This is a genomic window from Pseudoalteromonas sp. P1-30, assembly GCF_001400005.1.
Taxonomy (GTDB): Bacteria; Pseudomonadota; Gammaproteobacteria; order Enterobacterales; family Alteromonadaceae; genus Pseudoalteromonas; species Pseudoalteromonas atlantica.
This window is the reverse complement of sequence record NZ_LKBC01000001.1, coordinates 55,932-73,186: the sequence shown is the minus strand read 5'-3', so window position 1 is coordinate 73,186 and position 17,255 is coordinate 55,932. Positions and strand designations below refer to the sequence as shown.

At 40.9% G+C, this 17,255-nt stretch carries 16 protein-coding genes and 2 pseudogenes; 8 read left to right on the top strand and 10 right to left on the bottom strand.

From position 1 onward, the window contains the following. Position 1: 1 nt before the first annotated feature. Positions 2–1,105: an L-dopachrome tautomerase-related protein gene (locus tag AN395_RS00320; protein ID WP_054981669.1), complete on the top strand. Its 1,104-nt coding sequence runs from the start codon at positions 2–4 to the stop codon at positions 1,103–1,105. A 412-nt stretch (positions 1,106–1,517) separates the two neighbouring features. After that, complete coding sequence (gene astB, locus AN395_RS00315) at positions 1,518–2,864, top strand: N-succinylarginine dihydrolase (protein WP_054981668.1); 1,347 nt, start codon at positions 1,518–1,520, stop codon at positions 2,862–2,864. A gap of 77 nt (positions 2,865–2,941) precedes the next feature. Here the strand turns inward: astB and AN395_RS00310 are convergent, their stop codons facing one another. Beyond that, positions 2,942–3,796: a mechanosensitive ion channel family protein gene (locus AN395_RS00310; protein WP_054981667.1), complete on the bottom strand. Its 855-nt coding sequence runs from the start codon at positions 3,794–3,796 to the stop codon at positions 2,942–2,944. A gap of 346 nt (positions 3,797–4,142) precedes the next feature. Here AN395_RS00310 and AN395_RS00305 point away from each other — a divergent pair, with 346 nt between their 5' ends. Both AN395_RS00305 and AN395_RS00300 read left to right on the top strand, forming a co-directional pair. Next, positions 4,143–5,141: a DUF4382 domain-containing protein gene (locus AN395_RS00305; protein WP_054981666.1), complete on the top strand. Its 999-nt coding sequence runs from the start codon at positions 4,143–4,145 to the stop codon at positions 5,139–5,141. A gap of 228 nt (positions 5,142–5,369) precedes the next feature. Continuing rightward, positions 5,370–6,050 carry an SDR family oxidoreductase gene (locus tag AN395_RS00300; protein ID WP_054981665.1) on the top strand — a complete coding sequence of 227 codons (681 nt, stop codon included), beginning with the start codon at positions 5,370–5,372 and terminating at the stop codon, positions 6,048–6,050. A gap of 127 nt (positions 6,051–6,177) precedes the next feature. Here AN395_RS00300 and AN395_RS00295 read toward each other — a convergent pair whose 3' ends face one another. Together AN395_RS00295 and AN395_RS00290 are read right to left on the bottom strand one after the other, a co-directional pair. After that, on the bottom strand, positions 6,178–6,441 hold the full coding sequence (locus AN395_RS00295) for a Txe/YoeB family addiction module toxin (RefSeq protein WP_054981664.1): 264 nt from the start codon (positions 6,439–6,441) through the stop codon (positions 6,178–6,180). Further along, positions 6,434–6,688 carry a type II toxin-antitoxin system Phd/YefM family antitoxin gene (locus AN395_RS00290; RefSeq protein WP_054981663.1) on the bottom strand — a complete coding sequence of 85 codons (255 nt, stop codon included), beginning with the start codon at positions 6,686–6,688 and terminating at the stop codon, positions 6,434–6,436. The genes AN395_RS00295 and AN395_RS00290 overlap by 8 nt, the downstream gene beginning before the upstream one ends. A gap of 132 nt (positions 6,689–6,820) precedes the next feature. Here AN395_RS00290 and AN395_RS00285 point away from each other — a divergent pair. Continuing rightward, positions 6,821–7,111: pseudogene (locus AN395_RS00285) on the top strand (SDR family oxidoreductase); the annotation flags it as partial. A 123-nt stretch (positions 7,112–7,234) separates the two neighbouring features. Here the strand turns inward: AN395_RS00285 and AN395_RS00280 are convergent. The 3 genes and pseudogenes from AN395_RS00280 to AN395_RS00270 form a co-directional block, all read right to left on the bottom strand. Beyond that, positions 7,235–7,615 (bottom strand): VOC family protein, encoded by a 381-nt coding sequence (locus AN395_RS00280; protein WP_054981662.1) that lies wholly within the window; start codon positions 7,613–7,615, stop codon positions 7,235–7,237. 190 nt (positions 7,616–7,805) lie between these two features. After that, positions 7,806–7,985, bottom strand: a pseudogene (locus AN395_RS00275) (IS3 family transposase); the annotation flags it as partial. A gap of 79 nt (positions 7,986–8,064) precedes the next feature. Next, positions 8,065–8,721, bottom strand: coding sequence for a hypothetical protein (locus tag AN395_RS00270; RefSeq protein WP_054981661.1), 657 nt, complete (start codon positions 8,719–8,721; stop codon positions 8,065–8,067). Between the two features lie 397 nt (positions 8,722–9,118). Here AN395_RS00270 and AN395_RS00265 point away from each other — a divergent pair, with 397 nt between their 5' ends. Then, the gene (locus AN395_RS00265; protein WP_054981660.1) at positions 9,119–10,432 is read left to right on the top strand and encodes a M20/M25/M40 family metallo-hydrolase; all 1,314 of its coding nucleotides are present in this window, start codon (positions 9,119–9,121) and stop codon (positions 10,430–10,432) included. A 15-nt stretch (positions 10,433–10,447) separates the two neighbouring features. Here the strand turns inward: AN395_RS00265 and AN395_RS00260 are convergent, their stop codons facing one another. Further along, positions 10,448–11,380, bottom strand: a complete 933-nt coding sequence (locus AN395_RS00260; RefSeq protein WP_235576526.1) for a LysR family transcriptional regulator ArgP — start codon at positions 11,378–11,380, stop codon at positions 10,448–10,450. Between the two features lie 72 nt (positions 11,381–11,452). Between AN395_RS00260 and AN395_RS00255 the strand changes: the two genes are divergently transcribed. Next, entirely contained in the window at positions 11,453–12,055 is a 603-nt protein-coding gene (locus AN395_RS00255) for a LysE/ArgO family amino acid transporter (RefSeq protein ID WP_024032917.1), read from the top strand. 59 nt (positions 12,056–12,114) lie between these two features. Here the strand turns inward: AN395_RS00255 and AN395_RS00250 are convergent, their stop codons facing one another. The 3 genes from AN395_RS00250 to AN395_RS00240 all read right to left on the bottom strand — a co-directional run bounded on the left by AN395_RS00250 (position 12,115) and on the right by AN395_RS00240 (position 14,763). Then, the gene (locus AN395_RS00250; protein ID WP_004587007.1) at positions 12,115–12,912 is read right to left on the bottom strand and encodes a response regulator; all 798 of its coding nucleotides are present in this window, start codon (positions 12,910–12,912) and stop codon (positions 12,115–12,117) included. A 121-nt stretch (positions 12,913–13,033) separates the two neighbouring features. After that, positions 13,034–13,750: a Sir2 family NAD-dependent protein deacetylase gene (locus AN395_RS00245; RefSeq protein WP_054981658.1), complete on the bottom strand. Its 717-nt coding sequence runs from the start codon at positions 13,748–13,750 to the stop codon at positions 13,034–13,036. Next, positions 13,747–14,763: a kelch repeat-containing protein gene (locus AN395_RS00240; RefSeq protein ID WP_054981657.1), complete on the bottom strand. Its 1,017-nt coding sequence runs from the start codon at positions 14,761–14,763 to the stop codon at positions 13,747–13,749. The genes AN395_RS00245 and AN395_RS00240 overlap by 4 nt, the downstream gene beginning before the upstream one ends. Positions 14,764–15,190: 427 nt before the next feature. On the opposite strand from AN395_RS00240, the gene AN395_RS00235 reads away from it, so the two are divergent. After that, positions 15,191–17,251, top strand: a complete 2,061-nt coding sequence (locus AN395_RS00235; RefSeq protein WP_054981656.1) for a TonB-dependent siderophore receptor — start codon at positions 15,191–15,193, stop codon at positions 17,249–17,251. Positions 17,252–17,255 lie beyond the last annotated feature (4 nt).

The following is a 17,255-nucleotide window of genomic DNA, read 5'->3' as shown; positions in this document are numbered from 1 at the left end:
CATGAACCAGATTAAAAAAATACTTTTAGCAGCAGCCTGCAGCACCGCATTTTTAACCAGCAGTGCATTTGCTAATACCCAACCTACGCACACCGATTTAAAAACAGTTGCTACTTTCGACGCGCAGCACCCACCGGGTAATATTGCTATTACGCCATCGGGTCGTAAGTTTTTATCGGTACATGGTTTTTACGGCCAAAAACAAAAAATTATGGAGCTATTAAGCGATGGCACCACCAAACCCTACCCTAATGAAGAATGGGCATACGCGTACAAAAACGGCAAAGGCTTTTACGACGTACTTGGCATAAATGTATCTGCCGATGGCGTGTTATGGATGCTTGATACATCAGGCCCTGATCATGCTGGGCGTTTAGTCGGTTGGGATACCAACAAAGAGCAGCTGCATAAAATAATTTATTTAGCTAAACCCACCATTACCGACACCTCGTTTTTAAACGATTTAGTTATCGATAATAAACACGGCGTTGTATACATTGCCGACACCGCACAAGGCAGCCAAGCCGCTATTATTACCGTAAATTTAAAAACAGGTGAGGCGCGCAGAGTATTACAAAATAGTCCATACACCACAGCCGAAAACATCGACATGGTCATTGAAGGGCGCACCATGAAACTAGGCGGCCAACCAGCACGTTTAGGGGTAAACCCAATCACACTCGACCCAAGTGAACAGTGGCTTTACTTTGGCTCTATGTCTGGCACGTCGGTTTATCGTATTGCCACAAGCGATATTAACAATAAAAGCCTGAGCGCAAGCGCCCTTGAAAGTAAAGTAACGCGTTACGGCACTAAACCCATTTCAGATGGCATTATTGTTGATGGCGGCGGCAATGTGTATGTTACCGATATAACCAACGGCGCAATTGGTGTAGTAAAACCAAGCGGTAAATATCAGGTATTATTTAAAGACGAGCGCTTGAGCTGGCCTGATGGCTTTAGTTATGGCGCCGATCATAAAATATATTTTACCGTAGATGAGCTACACCGCTCGCCAGTATTAAATAACGGTAAAAATGCCAGCCAAGGAAAATTTAGTGTGCTGTCGTTCGACCCACTAGTAAAGGGTAAAGTAGGGCGCTAAATACAGCGTATAAACCATACGCCACGCACCCGCTGCGTGGCTTTTTGGTGCAACTTTTAAGCCTTTTAGCCCCAAAATGGTGCTAAGCGCTCAAAAGTTATTTTTAGTGTTTTAATAAATATCTGATTTGTATTCATAAAATATTCAATTAACAGTTGGCATAATTCTTCCACAGTACAGATGTGTTCAGTGAAACTTTCAAGGAAAATACCATGGCTAACCTATACCACACCCTTTACCTACTATGGCGTTTAGACATTAGCGTATGGCAGGTAAACGATCCGAGTAATACCCATACTACGTGCGACAAAGAGCGAGTTTACAGCCGATAAATTTCGTATTTATAGGCTTTGCAAGCGCGGCCATTGCGTTGTATTGTTAAGTAACTAAAAACAATATGATTGGAACGTGTATGCACGCCTTAGAAGTAAATTTTGATGGCTTAGTTGGCCCTACTCACAACTATGCGGGTTTATCGTATGGTAACGTTGCCTCGTTAAATAATGCGGCAAGTTTTTCAAACCCTCAAGAAGCTGTGTTACAGGGCCTTGAAAAAATGAAAGCCATGCACGACAAAGGCCTAACACAAGGTGTGTTTGCGCCCCACGCACGCCCCGATTTAAACGTACTACGTCGCCTAGGATTTACCGGCAACGACTCGCAAGTTATTCATAAAGCATTTAAAGCCGACCCTATTTTATTGCGCGCGTGTTATTCGGCCTCTGCAATGTGGACCGCCAATGCCGCTACTGTTTCTCCATCGCCAGATACCCTCGATGGCAAAGTGCATTTAACCTCAGCTAATTTAAACAATAAGTTTCACCGCTCGCTAGAGCCTGCTACAACTACCCGCTTACTAAAAGCCATGTTTAATAACGATAGCTATTTTGCACACCACACGCATTTACCCGATCAGGGCTTTTTTGGCGACGAAGGCGCGGCTAACCACACCCGACTTTGCGACAGCCACGGCGAGCAAGGCCTAGAAATGTTTGTATTTGGTGCAAGTGCCTTTAACAGCCAATTACCAAAACCGGCTAAGTTTCCTGCAAGGCAAACACTAGAAGCCTCAGAAGCCATTTGCCGATTACATAATTTAAAAGAATCGAGCCAAATTTTACTGCAGCAAAATCCAGATGTTATAGACCAAGGCGTGTTTCATAACGATGTAATTGCAGTAGGTAACGCAAACGTATTGCTTTGCCACCAGCAAGCATTTTTAAACCAACAAGATGCCCTGCAAGAAATTCGCGATGCCTACACCGGCAGCAAACAGCTATACATAATTGAAGTACCTACCGATAAAGTAAGCATTAGCGATGCTGTAAGCAGTTACTTGTTTAATAGCCAATTAGTAAGCCTAGATGATGGCTCAATGCTATTAGTAGCGCCACAAGAGTGCCAACGTAACAGCGCAGTAAACGCCTACATTGAAGAAATGATTTTAGCCGATAACCCAGTAAACCAAGTGCAGTTTTTTGACCTGCGCCAAAGTATGCAAAATGGCGGCGGACCTGCCTGCCTGCGTTTACGTGTAGCTCTTAACGAGCAAGAACTTGCTGCAGTAAACCCTGAGGTTATTTTAACCGATACTAAATACACTCAGCTTTGTGACTGGGCAAAGCGTAACTACCGCGATAAGTTAGGTGCAAGCGACTTTGCCGATTCAGCCCTACTTACCGAAAGCTACCAAGCACTGGATGAACTAACCCAACTGCTTAATTTAGGCTCGGTATACGACTTTCAATTAGAAGGTTAATACTCGTCAGCAAAAAGCTGATACAAAAATAGCGAGCCAAGGCTCGCTATTTTTATTTGTGTTTGTGCTAATAGAGTTTAAGTTTCTTTACTTACTGTTATTGCCGATGCCATCGACTCAGATATATGCAGCGTTCGCTGCGGAAACGGAATACTCAGCCCCGCGCCTTCTATGGCCTCTTTAACGCGTTTATTTAAATCCCACACGGTTTGCCAGTAATCGCCATTTACAGCCCATCCACGTAATTGAATATTTACTGCGCTTTCGCCTATTGAAGTAACCATTACTTTAGGCGCTGGATCTGCGAGTAATCGGCTTTCTGATTCGGCAACTTCTTTAAGTACATTTAAGCCAACATCAATAGAGTCGGCGTACGAAATTCCCACCACTATATCCATGCGCCTTTTACCGTTGCGGGTAAAGTTTTTAATGTTGCCGCCCCACACTTTACCGTTAGGCGATGCGATATAAAGGCCGTCGGTGGTTTTAAAAATGGTCGTAAATAAGTTTATTTCGTTTACTGTGCCAAGCGTGCCGCTCGCATCTACAAAATCGCCTATTTTAAATGGCCTCAGTATGAGTAGCATAATGCCAGCGGCAATATTACTTAAGGTGTTTTTAAGCGCCAAACCAATCGCTAAACCCGCCGCGCCCATTAGCGCTATTAAGCTTGCCGTATTAACGCCAAAAATATCTAAAATAAACAGCCCAGCAATTATGTAAACTAAATACCCCGCAATGCTCGATAAAAGCGGCAGTAGCGTTTCGTCTACTTTTTTTAATGGCGACTTAGAATTTTTAATCGCTTTTTTTACTGAACGCGCAATAAGCGCACTCGCAACTAAAATAGCCAAGGCTAATACCACTTTGTAACCTAAAGTGATGATTGTTTCTGAATGGCTTTGCCAAAACACAATAAGTTTATCTTTCATACATATTCCAACTATGGGCTGATTATCAGCAAGAATTAAATCTATACACTTCAAAAGAAGTGGCGGGAGTATATAGTAAAAATTTTAAAGCGATAGCATTAAAATAAGTGGAAGGTGTGCCTATATCAGCAAATTAATTGGGCAAAGTTTTTCTTTTTTTCGCTTAAATTTTCACACTTAAAACCTTAGTGCTCACAAACTAGTTAACCTATGGCGTACATACTTTTGTTCAAAAATGCGCAAAGTAAAATAAAGATTAACTTCAAGTAACTATTCTAAAAACCAGTTCAATCTAAATTCAGCTTAGCCCTTCTACAATTCGCTTTATAAACTAAAGGAGTTAATCATGAATTTTAAATCAACATTAGTCAGCAGCGCCGTTCTTTTTGCATTAGCGGGGTGTGGCTCTTCAAGTGATGACAATGACACAACACCGCCACAATCTAGCGACAAATCAACCTTTAGCCTTGGTGTGTCAGATGCGCCGGTTAGTGGTTTAAAAGCGGTTAACGTCGTGTTTGATTCAATCACTATTAAAACACAAGGCGATGAAGAATTTAGTTTTGAAACCCGAAGTGAAACTGACGCATCTCAACCACAAATGGTTAATTTGCTCGATTACACCGGGGACGATGTTTTTGAGCTGCTTGACGATCAAGAAGTGCCAGCAGGCGAATACTCGTGGATCCGCGCTCAGGTTATAAATGGCGATACTAATAACCTTAGTTTTACATCTCACGTAGTATACGAAGACGACAGCATTGCTCCGCTCGTGGTTAAAAGAAAAGGGAATGATGGTGTAGGCGAAATACAACTCGATGGCTTTACACTTAACCAAACTGATAACGACTTTGTTTTAGAATTTGACCTAAAAAAATCGCTGGTCGATCCCCAAAATAATGAGGAGATCTTTTTAAAACCTAGAGGCGTACGATTACAAAATCTTTCTGAGTCACAAGAAATTGAAGGCACAGTAAGCCAAGCGCTTATTAATAACTGTGAAACAGACAATATCGCCACTGCTGCTGCAGATTCAACGTTTGGACACGCCGTATATTTATATTCATCAGATGCTCAAGTACCTAAAGATATATATGAAATAGATGAGCAAACCCCAGAAGATGCTCCACTTGCGACCGCAAATGTTGTATTTGATCAAGACGATAACCAATATGAGTTTGAGCTTGCTTTCATTACACCGGGAGACTACCAACTTGGCTATACGTGCACCGCACATATAGACGATGCAGAGCTAGAAGATACTGATTTCACTGTTTATCAACTTAAGCAAATTAGTGTACCGCAAACTGAGGACCTTTCAGTTAGCTTTGACATAACACAATAAACGTATAGCGCACTTTAAGGTGCGCTTTTTTTATAAAAAGTATAACAAAAACGAACACTCCACCTTTGCAAAAACCCATTAAAGCCACTCATCTAACATCATCCAAATAATTCATTCGTAAAGTGACCTGCATTCAAGCCCCGTTAACCCAGAACTGGTACAGTTAATAGCACGTATTAGTTAAACCGTTCTTATCATTTTGAATATGTAAACATAGGAGAAATAATCATGGCGAAAGAAAAAGTAGTTCTAATTACAGGTGCCTCTAGTGGCATAGGTGAAGCGAGTGCAAAAACATTGGTTAATAACGGCCATAAAGTCATTCTTACCGCCAGAAGTGAAGATAAATTAGCTGAACTAGTTGAGTCGTTAGGTGAAGATAACGCACTGAGTGTACCCGCAGATGCCACCGACTTTACCGAACTTGAAAACGTAGTAACAAAAGGGCTTAAAAAATTTGGCCGACTAGATGCCGCATTTGCCAACGCGGGTATGGGCGTTTCAATCGCAGGCACCGAAAAAGGCGACCCCGATGAATGGTCAACCATGATAGATATAAACATTAAAGCCCTGCTGTGGACGGCAAAAGCAACCCTGCCCCATTTACGCCAAAACAAAGGCCACTTTATATTAACCAGCTCAGCCGCTGGCCGTAAGCCAATAAAAGGCTCTATTTACGGTGCAACTAAATGGTTTGCTTACGGGTTTGGGCAAAACTTAGCTGAGGAAATGAGCGAGTGGAATGGCCGCTGTACCACCATAGCCCCAGGCATGGTAAACACCCCATTTTTTGATGAAGCAAAGCCCGACAAACTCGACCCACAAGATGTGGCCGACGCCGTACTGTTTGCAATAGAAGCAAACCAGCGCAACAACGTCCGCGAAATTTATTTAATGCCAACTAATTAACGTTGATTGGTTAAATTTGAGCTGTTAGGTTTAATGGCAATGGCGTTAAACCTGACGGTTGTTTTTGATAAATACTGGCTGGATAGTATGAAGAATTTAAGATGGGTGTCTTGTTTATCTTGTTTATTTAGTAATTGTAACGACACGAGATAACTGTAATTGCTGTTTCATCCACGGCATATACCAAACGATTTGTATCATCTATTCTACGAGACCAAAAGCCTGAAAGATTTTCTTTGAGGGGTTCCGGTTTTCCAATCCCATCAAAAGGAGAGCGCTTAACATCGACAATTAGCTTATTTATACGTTTCAAGGTTTTCTTATCTTGAGTCTGCCAGTAGACGTAACTATTCCAAGCTTCATCAGTCCATGATAATAACCTGTTACTCATCAATAAGTTCTCGTGGGGTCGTTTTGCCCACTTTAAACTGCGCAATTGAACTGTTTAAATGTTCAGCGTTCGCTGGAGAGCGAAGTAAATGAACAGTTTCCATAAGGCTGTTGTAGTAATCTAATGACATTACAACCGCATCTTCAGTGTCACGACGAGTGATTACTGTCGTATCTGCATCATTAATTACATTATCCAAAACGGCTTTTAGACTATTTCGGGCTTCGGTAAAAGACACTATTCTCATTTTGCACCTCACTTGTACATTATATAAGACAAGTTTAGCTGGAAAATTATTACATGTACAGGATACTGTGCATTACTTTGTCGTGGTAGCAAATTTCTAAATAAAGCGCACGGACATGTGGGCTAAAACAAAGGCCACTTTATATTAACCAGCTCAGCCGCTGCCCGTAAGCCAATAAAAGGCTCTATTTATGGCGCAACTAAATGGTTTGCTTACGGGTTTGGCCAAAACTTAGCTGAGGAAATGAGCGAGTGGAACGGCCGCTGTACCACCATAGCCCCTGGCATGGTAAACACTCCATTTTTTGATGAAGCAAAACCCGGCAAACTCGACCCACAAGATGTGGCCGACGCCGTATTGTTTACCATTGAAGCAAACCAGCGCAACAACGTGCGCGAGATATATTTAATGCCGACTAATTAACGATGATTGGTTGAATTTGAGCTTTCAGGTTTAATGCCAATGGCGTTAAACCTGATGGTTGTTTGTATTTTGAGGTTAGATTTTAATAGCGTAAGGTTGAACACTGCATAATTAAAGGTCTGATTAGCTGCGTACTTCTACACGCCAAGGTGGATTAACTCTATTAACACCCGCCCAATAAAGCTTAATTTTATGACCTGACGGATCATGCAGTACGGCCTCTCGCCATAAATAACTCTGGTCTGTAGGTTCTTGTATAAATACAAAACCTTTAACTTTTAAAGCCTCAACCAGTTCATCTAATTGTTGATGTTCAAAATATATTACCGTGCCACAATAAAACTCACCTCGATCTAAAGACAATGAGAAAGTTGAATTCCCATCTGGGCATTCAAAGCAAGCATAATGTGGGGTATCTACAATTTGGGTAAAACCTAAGTCGCGATAAAATTTAGTCGAAATTTCCATATCCGTAACGGGTAATGTAATTTGATTTAAGTTCATTTAACTTCCCTGTAAAAAATAAAGGTGACAAGCATGCCAGTTGTTTATGCACTGTCATGTAATATTTTGCTTTTTATACAAACAAAAGCCTGAAGCTTAGCCTATCAAAGTGAACACTATAAGTGGTTAATAGTTTAATGGGTTTTATTATGGATCACTCACTACAATGTATTCTCCATTGGCACAGTAGCTTTTTAAATTTACCTTCTCGATATCCTTGTCGCGAACGACTGAGCATAAAAGGATGAATATTAAGCGCCTCGGGAGCGCCCTTTGACATGATATCATCTCGTAAGCTTAGCTTGGCTGCTTTGATTTTGAAATTAACGGGGTAAAACCATGTCTTTCTAGGTTGGGTATATCTAGGCATTTTAGCCTCCTCAAAGTGATGAGGAGGTGTCCACTAAAACGGGTGAGGAGCAAAGTCCTTGCTGATTTGCTTGTTATGTCTATAGAGCTTTGTGTTTAGAAAAATCATGTTCAGGAGTACAAATAATAAGATTGTGACTATCAAGTTTATGGACTATTGAATATAAAGATCTTATTTGGGTTGATACACCGATAATAGATACATACAACTGAAATAGAGAAACTTTTTTCGAAATATCATCATGTAATAATTCCAACTTTTCTCTTTTATCTAAGTCAGAATGAAAGAAGTGAGAATTAAACCACAAATTGATTATTTCTCTATTTGGTATAGGTGAATCAAATTCACTACTAGTATCTGAGGATTTCATAATTTCTTTATATTGATTTTTAACAAAATCAATATAGCTAACCGCCCATGAATCTTTTGCATGTTTGCGTAAAATATTAGCAATTTTTTCGAATTGAGTAGGTTCTTTATTTGCGTAAAAAAATCTAAATTTTATCGCTAACGCTTGAACATGGTCTAATTCGGGAGTGCTTGCCTCAAAAGATTGTTTTTTTAAATCTTGGTCTGACGTTATCAAATGTTTGGACATAGCGCCTTTGTGATACTTTTTCATTGCTGTATCAAAGTCTTTCGCTCTATTTTGAAATTCAAGAATATTTTCAAGCTCTTTATTTGAAAGGGTTGATACCTCGGTTTCTCTTCGAGTTAGGTGCTCATATATGTGCATTGGATTCCCTGAGACATAACAACTTAGTCTAAGGCATTTGTCGTTTTACAAACCGAAAAATGCCCCTATATTAAAGTGATTTTATCCTAGCTATAAAATAAATATCTGTAAACAAATAGTTAGCTTCACCTTACCTTTCCTAAATGTAGCAAAACCCCAAAATGGTGGAGATAAGTAATATCAGACAAATCATTGTTTAGTTATACCGGTTGGTTATTAATTAACAAATCATATTTTAAATACCTGAGTTTAAACCAGTAACGCATACCCCTTTAACCCTTAACCTTGTAACCCGTTATTGCTTATAAAATTAGTTAAGAATCACAAGCTACTTCTATTGAACCCGTTGTATTTTTACTTCATATTAGCTGAACTATTTTTCAATTATTAGGCTGTTATGTCACTTTTAAAATTTAGCCAAGCACTTATTTTTACCCTTGCGAGTACCCTACCGTTTACAAGCCACGCGGCGCTTAATAAAAACGAGCGTGAAATAGTAAAACAGGTTGAGCAAAATATGCCGCAAGCGCTTAAAGAAATAGAACAAGCGGTAAACATTAATAGCGGTTCACTAAATATTGAAGGCGTAAAAAAGGTGGGCGCGCTTGCAAGCGAGCAACTAAAAGCCATTGGTTTTAAGGTTGAGTGGTTAGATGGCAGCGCGTTTAACCGAGCTGGGCATGTATTAGCTGCGCACAAAAGTAAAAACCCCGATGCAATAAAAATACTGATGATCGGCCATCTTGATACCGTGTTTGCTAAACACGATAACTTTACTACCTATAAACAAATTGATGAACACACCGCGAGCGGCCCAGGTGTAGCCGACATGAAAGGTGGTAACACTATTATAATTACCGCACTTAAAAGCCTGCAAGCGCTCAATTTACTTGAAAACGTAAGCGTAAAAGTGCTGCTTACCGGCGATGAAGAAAGCAGCGGCCGCCCACTGAGCTTATCTAAACAAGCCATTGTTGATGGCGCAATTTGGGCTGACGTAGCGCTAGGTTTTGAGAACGGCGATAACAATATTAAAACCGCTATGGCGGCGCGCCGTGGTTATACCGGCTGGACGTTAAATGTAACGGCCAATGCTGCACATTCATCGCAAATATTTAGTGACAGTGTGGGCTATGGCGCTATTTACGAAGCGTCGCGTATTTTAAATGACTTTAGAGAGCAACTAGCTACACAACCTAATTTAACCTTTAACCCCGGGCTTATTGTAGGCGGTACAAATGCCGATTACGATAGTGCTAACTCGTCAGCCACGGCGTTTGGGAAAAGTAACGTAATTGCGCAAACCGTCCATGTAGCGGGTGATTTACGGGCGCTTTCGCCAAAGCAGGTAGAAGGCGCTAAAAAAGTGATGCAGCAAATAGTGGCTAAAAGCTTAAATGGCAGCCACGCTGAGCTTATTTTTGAAGATGGCTACCCACCAATGGGGCTCACTGAGGGTAATAAAAAGCTGCTTGCACTGTATAGCCAAGCAAGCCAAGACTTAGGCTATAACAAAGTGGTGGCTGCAAACCCTCGTAATGCCGGTGCGGCTGATATTTCGTTTGCTGCAAACCATGTTGATATGGCGCTTGATGGCCTAGGCCTAATGGGCAGTGGCGCACACACTAAAAACGAAACCGCCGATTTAACCTCACTTAATAAAAACACCGCTAAAACAGCACTGCTTATTTACAGATTAGGGCAGTTATAAACGCAGGCTTAGCCTTTATGGGCTAATAGGCTCTAACCGTTTGCCTGCTACTTGCAATGCAAACTTACGCAACGTTTTAAGCTGCGGGCTTTCGGTTTGCCAATAGTGCCAGTACAAAGGTGTATCAATATAATATTCTGGGAATAAATCGACTAACTCCCCTTTTACCAGCGAGTCTCCTAGCTGTAATGTAGGTAATAGCCCATAACCTAGGCCTGCGATCATGGCTTGTTTAAATCCCTCTGACGAAGGGTAAATATGGGTAAACAGTGGGGCTGAGCCATTAATATCTTCTAAAAACTGGTGTTGTAGCTTGTCATACTCACTAAATACCAAGCACGGTAAATGCGCTAATTGCGAAAGCTCAGTAAGCTTATGTTGTTTTATAAAATCGGGGCTTGCAATGGCTTTGTAGCGTATGGCGCCAAGTGGGCTAACTAGGCCGCCATTAACGGGCTCGGGGGATGAGCTAATACACACCATAACCTCGCCGTCTTTCATTCTTTTATGGGCAATGGATTGATCTTCACTAATGACTTCAAAGCGTAATTTGCACGCAAGCTCTGTATCTAATACGGCGAGTGCTTCGGGAAGCCAGGTGGCAAGCGAATCCGCATTAGCAGCAAGCTTTACGCTAAGCGGGGTATTTAAATCTGTGTGCTCGTTAAGTGCCTCTACATTAAGGGCCACTTCTAGCTGCAATACTTGCTGTAAATGGTTAAGTAAACGTTTACCAAGTGCCGTGGGCGTTGGCGGTTGGGTCCTTATTAATACGGGCTCGCCTAGTTTGGCCTCAAGCTGATGAATACGCCTACTCACCGCCGATTGGGTAATAAATAATTTTTTTGAGGCCTTTTCAAATCCGCCTTCACTTATAACGGCACTAAGCGCATTGAGTAACTGGTAATCAATCATGAGTTTTACGCATATAACAATAAATATATTCATTGGATTTGTAACAGAATCCCCCCTACCCTGCAAGGCATTGGATAACGGGTTTTATTTGAGTGGATTTGAAGTATGTCGTTTTTGTCGGGTGTGATGTTAGGGCTAAGTTTAATTATTGCCATTGGGGCGCAAAATATTTGGATTTTAAGCCAATGTATGGCGGGCGCTAACCGTTTTGTTTTAGCTGCGGTTTGTATACTTTGCGACGCCACGCTAATTATTGTAGGTGTATTTGCCGCTAATGAGTTAAAGCTATGGCTGCCGGGGTTATTACCGTGGTTAACGTGGGGCGGTATAGCTATGTTACTTTACTTAGCATTTGGCTCTGCGCGCAGCGCAATTAAAGGCACATCGGGGTTAAAAGTAACTCAGGTAATAAAAGTGAGCTGGTGGAAAACGGCCCTTGCAGCCTTTGCTATAAGCTTACTAAATCCACATGTTTATTTAGACACCGTATTGCTGCTTGGCAGCATTGGCGCATTACAACCCGCGCCTATGCACTTTGCTATTGGTGCTTGTGTGGCCTCTGTTATTTGGTTTAGTAGCTTAGTGTTGTTTGCGCCAAAATTAAAAAAGGTTTTAAGCTCCCCGTTTAGATGGCGCGTATTTGATAGCTGTATTGCGGTTATTTTATGTTTTGTAGCGTTTCAGTTATATAACGTGCCAAGCCAATAAGCCAAAACAGCGGTAGTTATGTATTTAACTACCGCTGTTGTTAGCCGTTTTTTAAAAGACTAAGACATTATTTTATAAAGTAATTCTCGCACTGTGGCCGGTTCAAACGGTTTATCACAAATGGCATCAACTCCTGCTTGCGCAATATTAGCTAGGTGAGTGTCGTTTGCCTCTGAGCTCACCATTAAAATAGGAATATGCGAGTAAGCATTTGAGCCACGTACAGTTTCGGTTAGTTCGCGACCATCCATTTCTGGCATGTTGTAATCGGTAACGATTAAATCGAACGATTGCTCACTAAGGTGCGCTATGGCTTCTTTTCCGTTTTCGGCTTCTACGGGTTCGGGGATCCCCATGCCAGCAAGTACGCGTATTATGTGTTTACGAGCAAAGCGGCTGTCGTCTACTACAAGTACGCGAAGTAGCGTTACATCAAAATGATCAAGATCTACTTCTTCTTCGCTTATTATATCGAGGGTTGCTTTGAGTGCGCGAGTAATGGCTTTTGCGCTAAAAGGCTTAGGTAAAATAGCCAACACACCCGACTGGCGTAGTTGCTCAAGGTACTTTTTATTACGCTCGCTCGATATAAGCATAAAAGGTTGATGTTCAGTGGCGGGGTTAAGTCTTATTTTTTGCAATAATGAGTCGGCTGTGCCGTCTGATAAGTACATCGAGCTTATTACTAGGTCTGGGTGGTAACTTTCAAGTAACGATAAAACCTGCGCTTGAGTAGCCGCAGTTTCTACTTGTTTAACACCACTTTCTGCAAGCGATTTTATTATTATTTTTTGCTGAACCTCTGAAGGCTCTACAAGTAAAATGGACAAGTTTGCTATTGCAGTTAGGTCGCTCATTCAAGTCTCTTTAGTATTGTTATAATAAGGATAATAATAACATTGTTGACTCGTTAATATTATATAAAGAGATTGTAATATTTAAGAAAACATTAGCAATCTCTTTAAAATATAGCACTTTCTAATTAGATTGGATGTATTCTAATGCATTCATTTTTTTGTACGTTACGTTGCTGTGCATTATGTGAACAGGGTTAGGGTCTACCACTTCTACAGGTATGTCGTAATTACGGGCTACTTCTAATGCCATTTGGGTGATATTTACACTAAACGAGGTGCCCATAAATACAATTTTATCGGCGTTGAGCATACGCTGTTGTGCTTCGGTTATTCTGTAAAGCTCAGTGTAAAATTCATCGAACAACAACACAAAAGGCTTAAACGAATGATTAAGCTCCGGTGTTTGGTTTTGAATATTAAATAGCTCAAAAAGAGACTCATGCAGGCGGCTTTCATCTACACTATCCCACGGAGTCATAAGCGGTTTAACGGCTTCGCCTTGCTCATGAAATAACGTCATTTGATCGAGCCTACCGTGTATAGCAATGTAATTTTTGTTACCGGCTTTGCCATCAAGACCATCTATATTTTGGGTTATTAAATTTTTATCGCTCAGCCAATGGTGTACTTCATTCGGGCCATGGTTACGATAGGCAGCAAAACGGTTGTAATACCAGGCTAAAAACTCGCGCGGATTGTTTTGATACATAGCACGCGTGGCCATTTCCATGGGCGTATAATTTTTACTGCCTATAGTCCAAAAGCCATCTTCGCCTCTAAATGTAGGTATGCCACTAGCAGCACTTACCCCTGCACCGGTAATATAAAGTGTATTCACTGTGCTACCTCGTACCCTAGTACATCGTTTATTACTTGTTGTTGGTTGTTCATACCGCCAATACGATATAAAGCCCCGTTATGCTCAAGTAGGCCACGGTGATCCATACTGCCAACAGCTACATTAGGTAATACCTGCCACGTGTTTTGCTTTATATTAAAACGCCACACATGGTTGCTCGCCGGGGCGGGCTGTTTATTGTAACCAATACCGTTGTAGTTATAGGGGTTATTAGAGCCGCCAATCATGTAAATATTGTTATTGTAGCTAGTAGCAGCCATGCGGTAATGCGACTCCCCCGTTGGATGAGGCAAAGTACGCCAATCTATTTTTAGCGGATTGTTGGCATTTATTGTGCCTTTTAAACACTGAGCAACACCTGCAAACGAGCGGCGAGAATCTGGATTTGCTTGGGTTTTAACGCCATCGCAAATAACAATAGTATTACCACTAATAGCAGCCGCTTGGCCAAATACTGGCTCACCTAAAAAAGGCGACGCCTGCTGCCATGTATTGTTTTTAGTATCGTAAACTTGTACTAAATTTACGTTGCCATCGTTATGCCAGCCGCTAATAAGGTATATGTAACGCTCTTTGTAGCTTAGCGCTACGCTGTCATCAACCGGTACTGGCATGCTTGCAAGGTGTTTATACGTATTGTTTTTTATATCGAAACGGTACACATCGGGGCTTGAAATTTCAGTATGATCGCTATCTACCGTATAACCACCAAAAATATAAGCGTATTCACCTAAGCCAACAGCAGTACTGGCTAAGCGCCCCTTTAATGGCAAACTTGAAGGCACACTCGCTTGTTGCTGCCATGCGCTGTCGCCCAGTTTTAGTGAAAATACCTTATTGTGTACATCGCTATGTTGTTTGTTTTTACCAAGCCCCATAAAACTCAAAAAATAGCGTTGGTTTTCAACAGTAACCTTAGCTACGGCATTGTTTGCAACGGGTTCGGGTAAAGCAGGAAGGCTTGCTAGCGCAATAGAAAAAAGAAGGCTCATAAAAACAAATAATATAAAAGTGATTAATACACTTAGGGTAAATTATTTTACCTGCATGAACCAGCTAACTATAAGTAATTTACCTTATTAATGCGTGTGTTTAGGTGTGCTGCGTTTTACATACCATCTAATAATTAATGATATAGCCAGCGAGCTAAATTAGATAAGCGAATTTACAAGCAGCGCCTAATGTACACTGCCTTATTACTTGATTTTGTAGCTTTATTTGTTAATTTTATTTAAAAACTACAAAACTTTAATAATTTAGCGTTAAATTTTAAAACACCCTTACTACTTAGTAATTTATGCTAGTTAGCTTAATAAAGTGTACTTTTAGCAATATAAAGTATGCTAATATTTTGTGGTAACAAATGTTTTACAAAAATATATCCTGTTTTTGATTTTTGATCCCTGTGGAGAAACCTAGGTGAAAATACCTAAAAAGTTATTGTGCTCACTTATTATTGCCTCACCAATACTTGCTGCAGAACCATTAAACGACGATGACTTAGACCTTGACGCGTTAATGGGAATGGATGTTCAAGCAACTTCTGCAATGAAACGAGCACAATCGGCCTTTAACACCGCCTCTTCTATTTATGTGCTAAGCAAAGAGCAAATTACAAGTTCGGGCGCTACCTCTATTCCTGAGGCATTAAAAATGGTGCCAGGCCTTACCGTAAGACAACTTGATAACAATCAATGGGCTATTTCTGCACGCGGTGTTGCTTCACGGTATTCCAGCAAATTATTAGTAATGATAGATGGGCAAAGCCTATACACCCCCAAATTTGCGGCTGTGTATTGGGAGTCGTTGCATGTGCCTTTATACGATATTGAACGCATTGAGGTTATTCGTGGTCAGGGCGGGTTGTTATGGGGTAATAACGCAAATAACGGCGTGATCAATATCATTACTAAAAATAGCTTAGATACACGCAACACTTACGCTAAAGCAATTACAGGTAATCAAATAAATGCCGACATAAGCCTTCGCCATGGTGGTGATATTTCTGATATTGGTAGTTACAGGGGCTACTATAATACTAAAAATACCGCACCTTCTAAAAAAGGCAGCCGCATTAAACCTAATGACTTTACTAAACAGCACGCTGGCGGCTTTAGAGCTGATTTTACGCCAAGCGATGAGTGGTCAATCCTCCTGCAAGGGGATCATACCCACACAGAGCACGGCCAAAACCTTACTGGGGTAGTAGATGCGTCTAACCGCAGTCAGCAATTTCCAACTATTGCAGATAGGCGCGATACGCGATTAATGACCCGTGTTGAGCATCGTCTTTCAGATAATGCAAACCAAATGCTGCAAATGTCGTGGCTTAAACAACATGGTGAACAACCCTATATAAATGAAGATTTTGAATCGATTGACGTTGATTATCAAATGAACTTTATTACCGGAGCACTCCAGGTAGATTGGGGACTTAATTATCGATTTAATGATATTTCTTTTCAAGACAGCATTTTTATTAATAGCGATAAAGACCTAGAAGACCTTCATCAATACGGTGCCATGCTGCAAGCGCAATACAGTGTTATTCCAGATACGTTAAACCTCATTGTAGGCACAAAAATAGAACATAACGATTTAACCGGTTGGGAAAATCAACCCCTTGCCCGCTTTACCTATCAGCCAAATAGCGAGCACCTAGCATGGGGTTCAATTTCACGTAGCGTGCGTATTCCTACACTAATTGAATTTAACGATAACTTTAGAGTAAATGGCCAAAAAATCTCAGACGTAATTGGCATGCAGTCGGGTATTGCTGAAATAGATCAATACCATATAGCTACATTTTTAAATGGTAACGATAACGTAAAAGCCGAAAATTATATCTCGTACGAGCTAGGCTACCGTATATCAAAGGCGGAGTGGTCTTTAGATGTTTCTGCATTTAATACGCAAGCGGATGATGTTGCCGTAATTAGTTTAAACCCTCATGTAGAACAATTTATACCTGCATTAAACTTTTATTTAGCCGGGGAAGTGTCACAAGCATTTGCGGCGCTTCAAACAACAAGCTTAGATTACGACTTTGTTTCGGTAGGTGAAACCACCACAACCGGCGGTGATTTATTGTTCTCGATGCAACTAATGGACGACTTAAGCAGCGAAGTTGGTTACAGCTATACAAAAATAGATTACGACTTACCTAATGCAACGCGCCCTACTATTGGCTACGACTCAGTAAACAGACAATTATTTACTAAACTGAATTACCAATTAAGTGAGCAGCATTCTATTTTTGCCACGCTAAGAGCCGAAAACTCAAGCACTTACAATACAGATAACTACACCGCTGTAGACCTTACATGGAACTGGAAAATAAACAATAACTGGGCCACAGCAGTATCAGGCAAAAATTTATTTGCAGGCTCACACATAGAATACGCCAATACTCGCGAAACATTTACGGTTCCTAATTACATAGACGAGTGTGTTACGTTTTCTGTTAGTGCAACATTTTAAGAGA

Coding starts and splice junctions, on each gene's coding strand:
- AN395_RS00305 (WP_054981666.1), top strand. CDS start 4,143: ATGAATTTTAAATCAACATTAGTCAGCAGCGCCGTTCTTTTTGCATTA.
- AN395_RS00255 (WP_024032917.1), top strand. CDS start 11,453: ATGTCGTTTTTGTCGGGTGTGATGTTAGGGCTAAGTTTAATTATTGCC.
- AN395_RS00280 (WP_054981662.1), bottom strand. CDS start 7,615: ATGAACTTAAATCAAATTACATTACCCGTTACGGATATGGAAATTTCG.
- AN395_RS00270 (WP_054981661.1), bottom strand. CDS start 8,721: ATGCACATATATGAGCACCTAACTCGAAGAGAAACCGAGGTATCAACC.
- AN395_RS00300 (WP_054981665.1), top strand. CDS start 5,370: ATGGCGAAAGAAAAAGTAGTTCTAATTACAGGTGCCTCTAGTGGCATA.
- AN395_RS00290 (WP_054981663.1), bottom strand. CDS start 6,688: ATGAGAATAGTGTCTTTTACCGAAGCCCGAAATAGTCTAAAAGCCGTT.
- AN395_RS00310 (WP_054981667.1), bottom strand. CDS start 3,796: ATGAAAGATAAACTTATTGTGTTTTGGCAAAGCCATTCAGAAACAATC.
- AN395_RS00260 (WP_235576526.1), bottom strand. CDS start 11,380: ATGAATATATTTATTGTTATATGCGTAAAACTCATGATTGATTACCAG.
- AN395_RS00265 (WP_054981660.1), top strand. CDS start 9,119: ATGTCACTTTTAAAATTTAGCCAAGCACTTATTTTTACCCTTGCGAGT.
- AN395_RS00240 (WP_054981657.1), bottom strand. CDS start 14,763: ATGAGCCTTCTTTTTTCTATTGCGCTAGCAAGCCTTCCTGCTTTACCC.
- AN395_RS00320 (WP_054981669.1), top strand. CDS start 2: ATGAACCAGATTAAAAAAATACTTTTAGCAGCAGCCTGCAGCACCGCA.
- AN395_RS00295 (WP_054981664.1), bottom strand. CDS start 6,441: ATGAGTAACAGGTTATTATCATGGACTGATGAAGCTTGGAATAGTTAC.
- astB (WP_054981668.1), top strand. CDS start 1,518: ATGCACGCCTTAGAAGTAAATTTTGATGGCTTAGTTGGCCCTACTCAC.
- AN395_RS00250 (WP_004587007.1), bottom strand. CDS start 12,912: ATGAGCGACCTAACTGCAATAGCAAACTTGTCCATTTTACTTGTAGAG.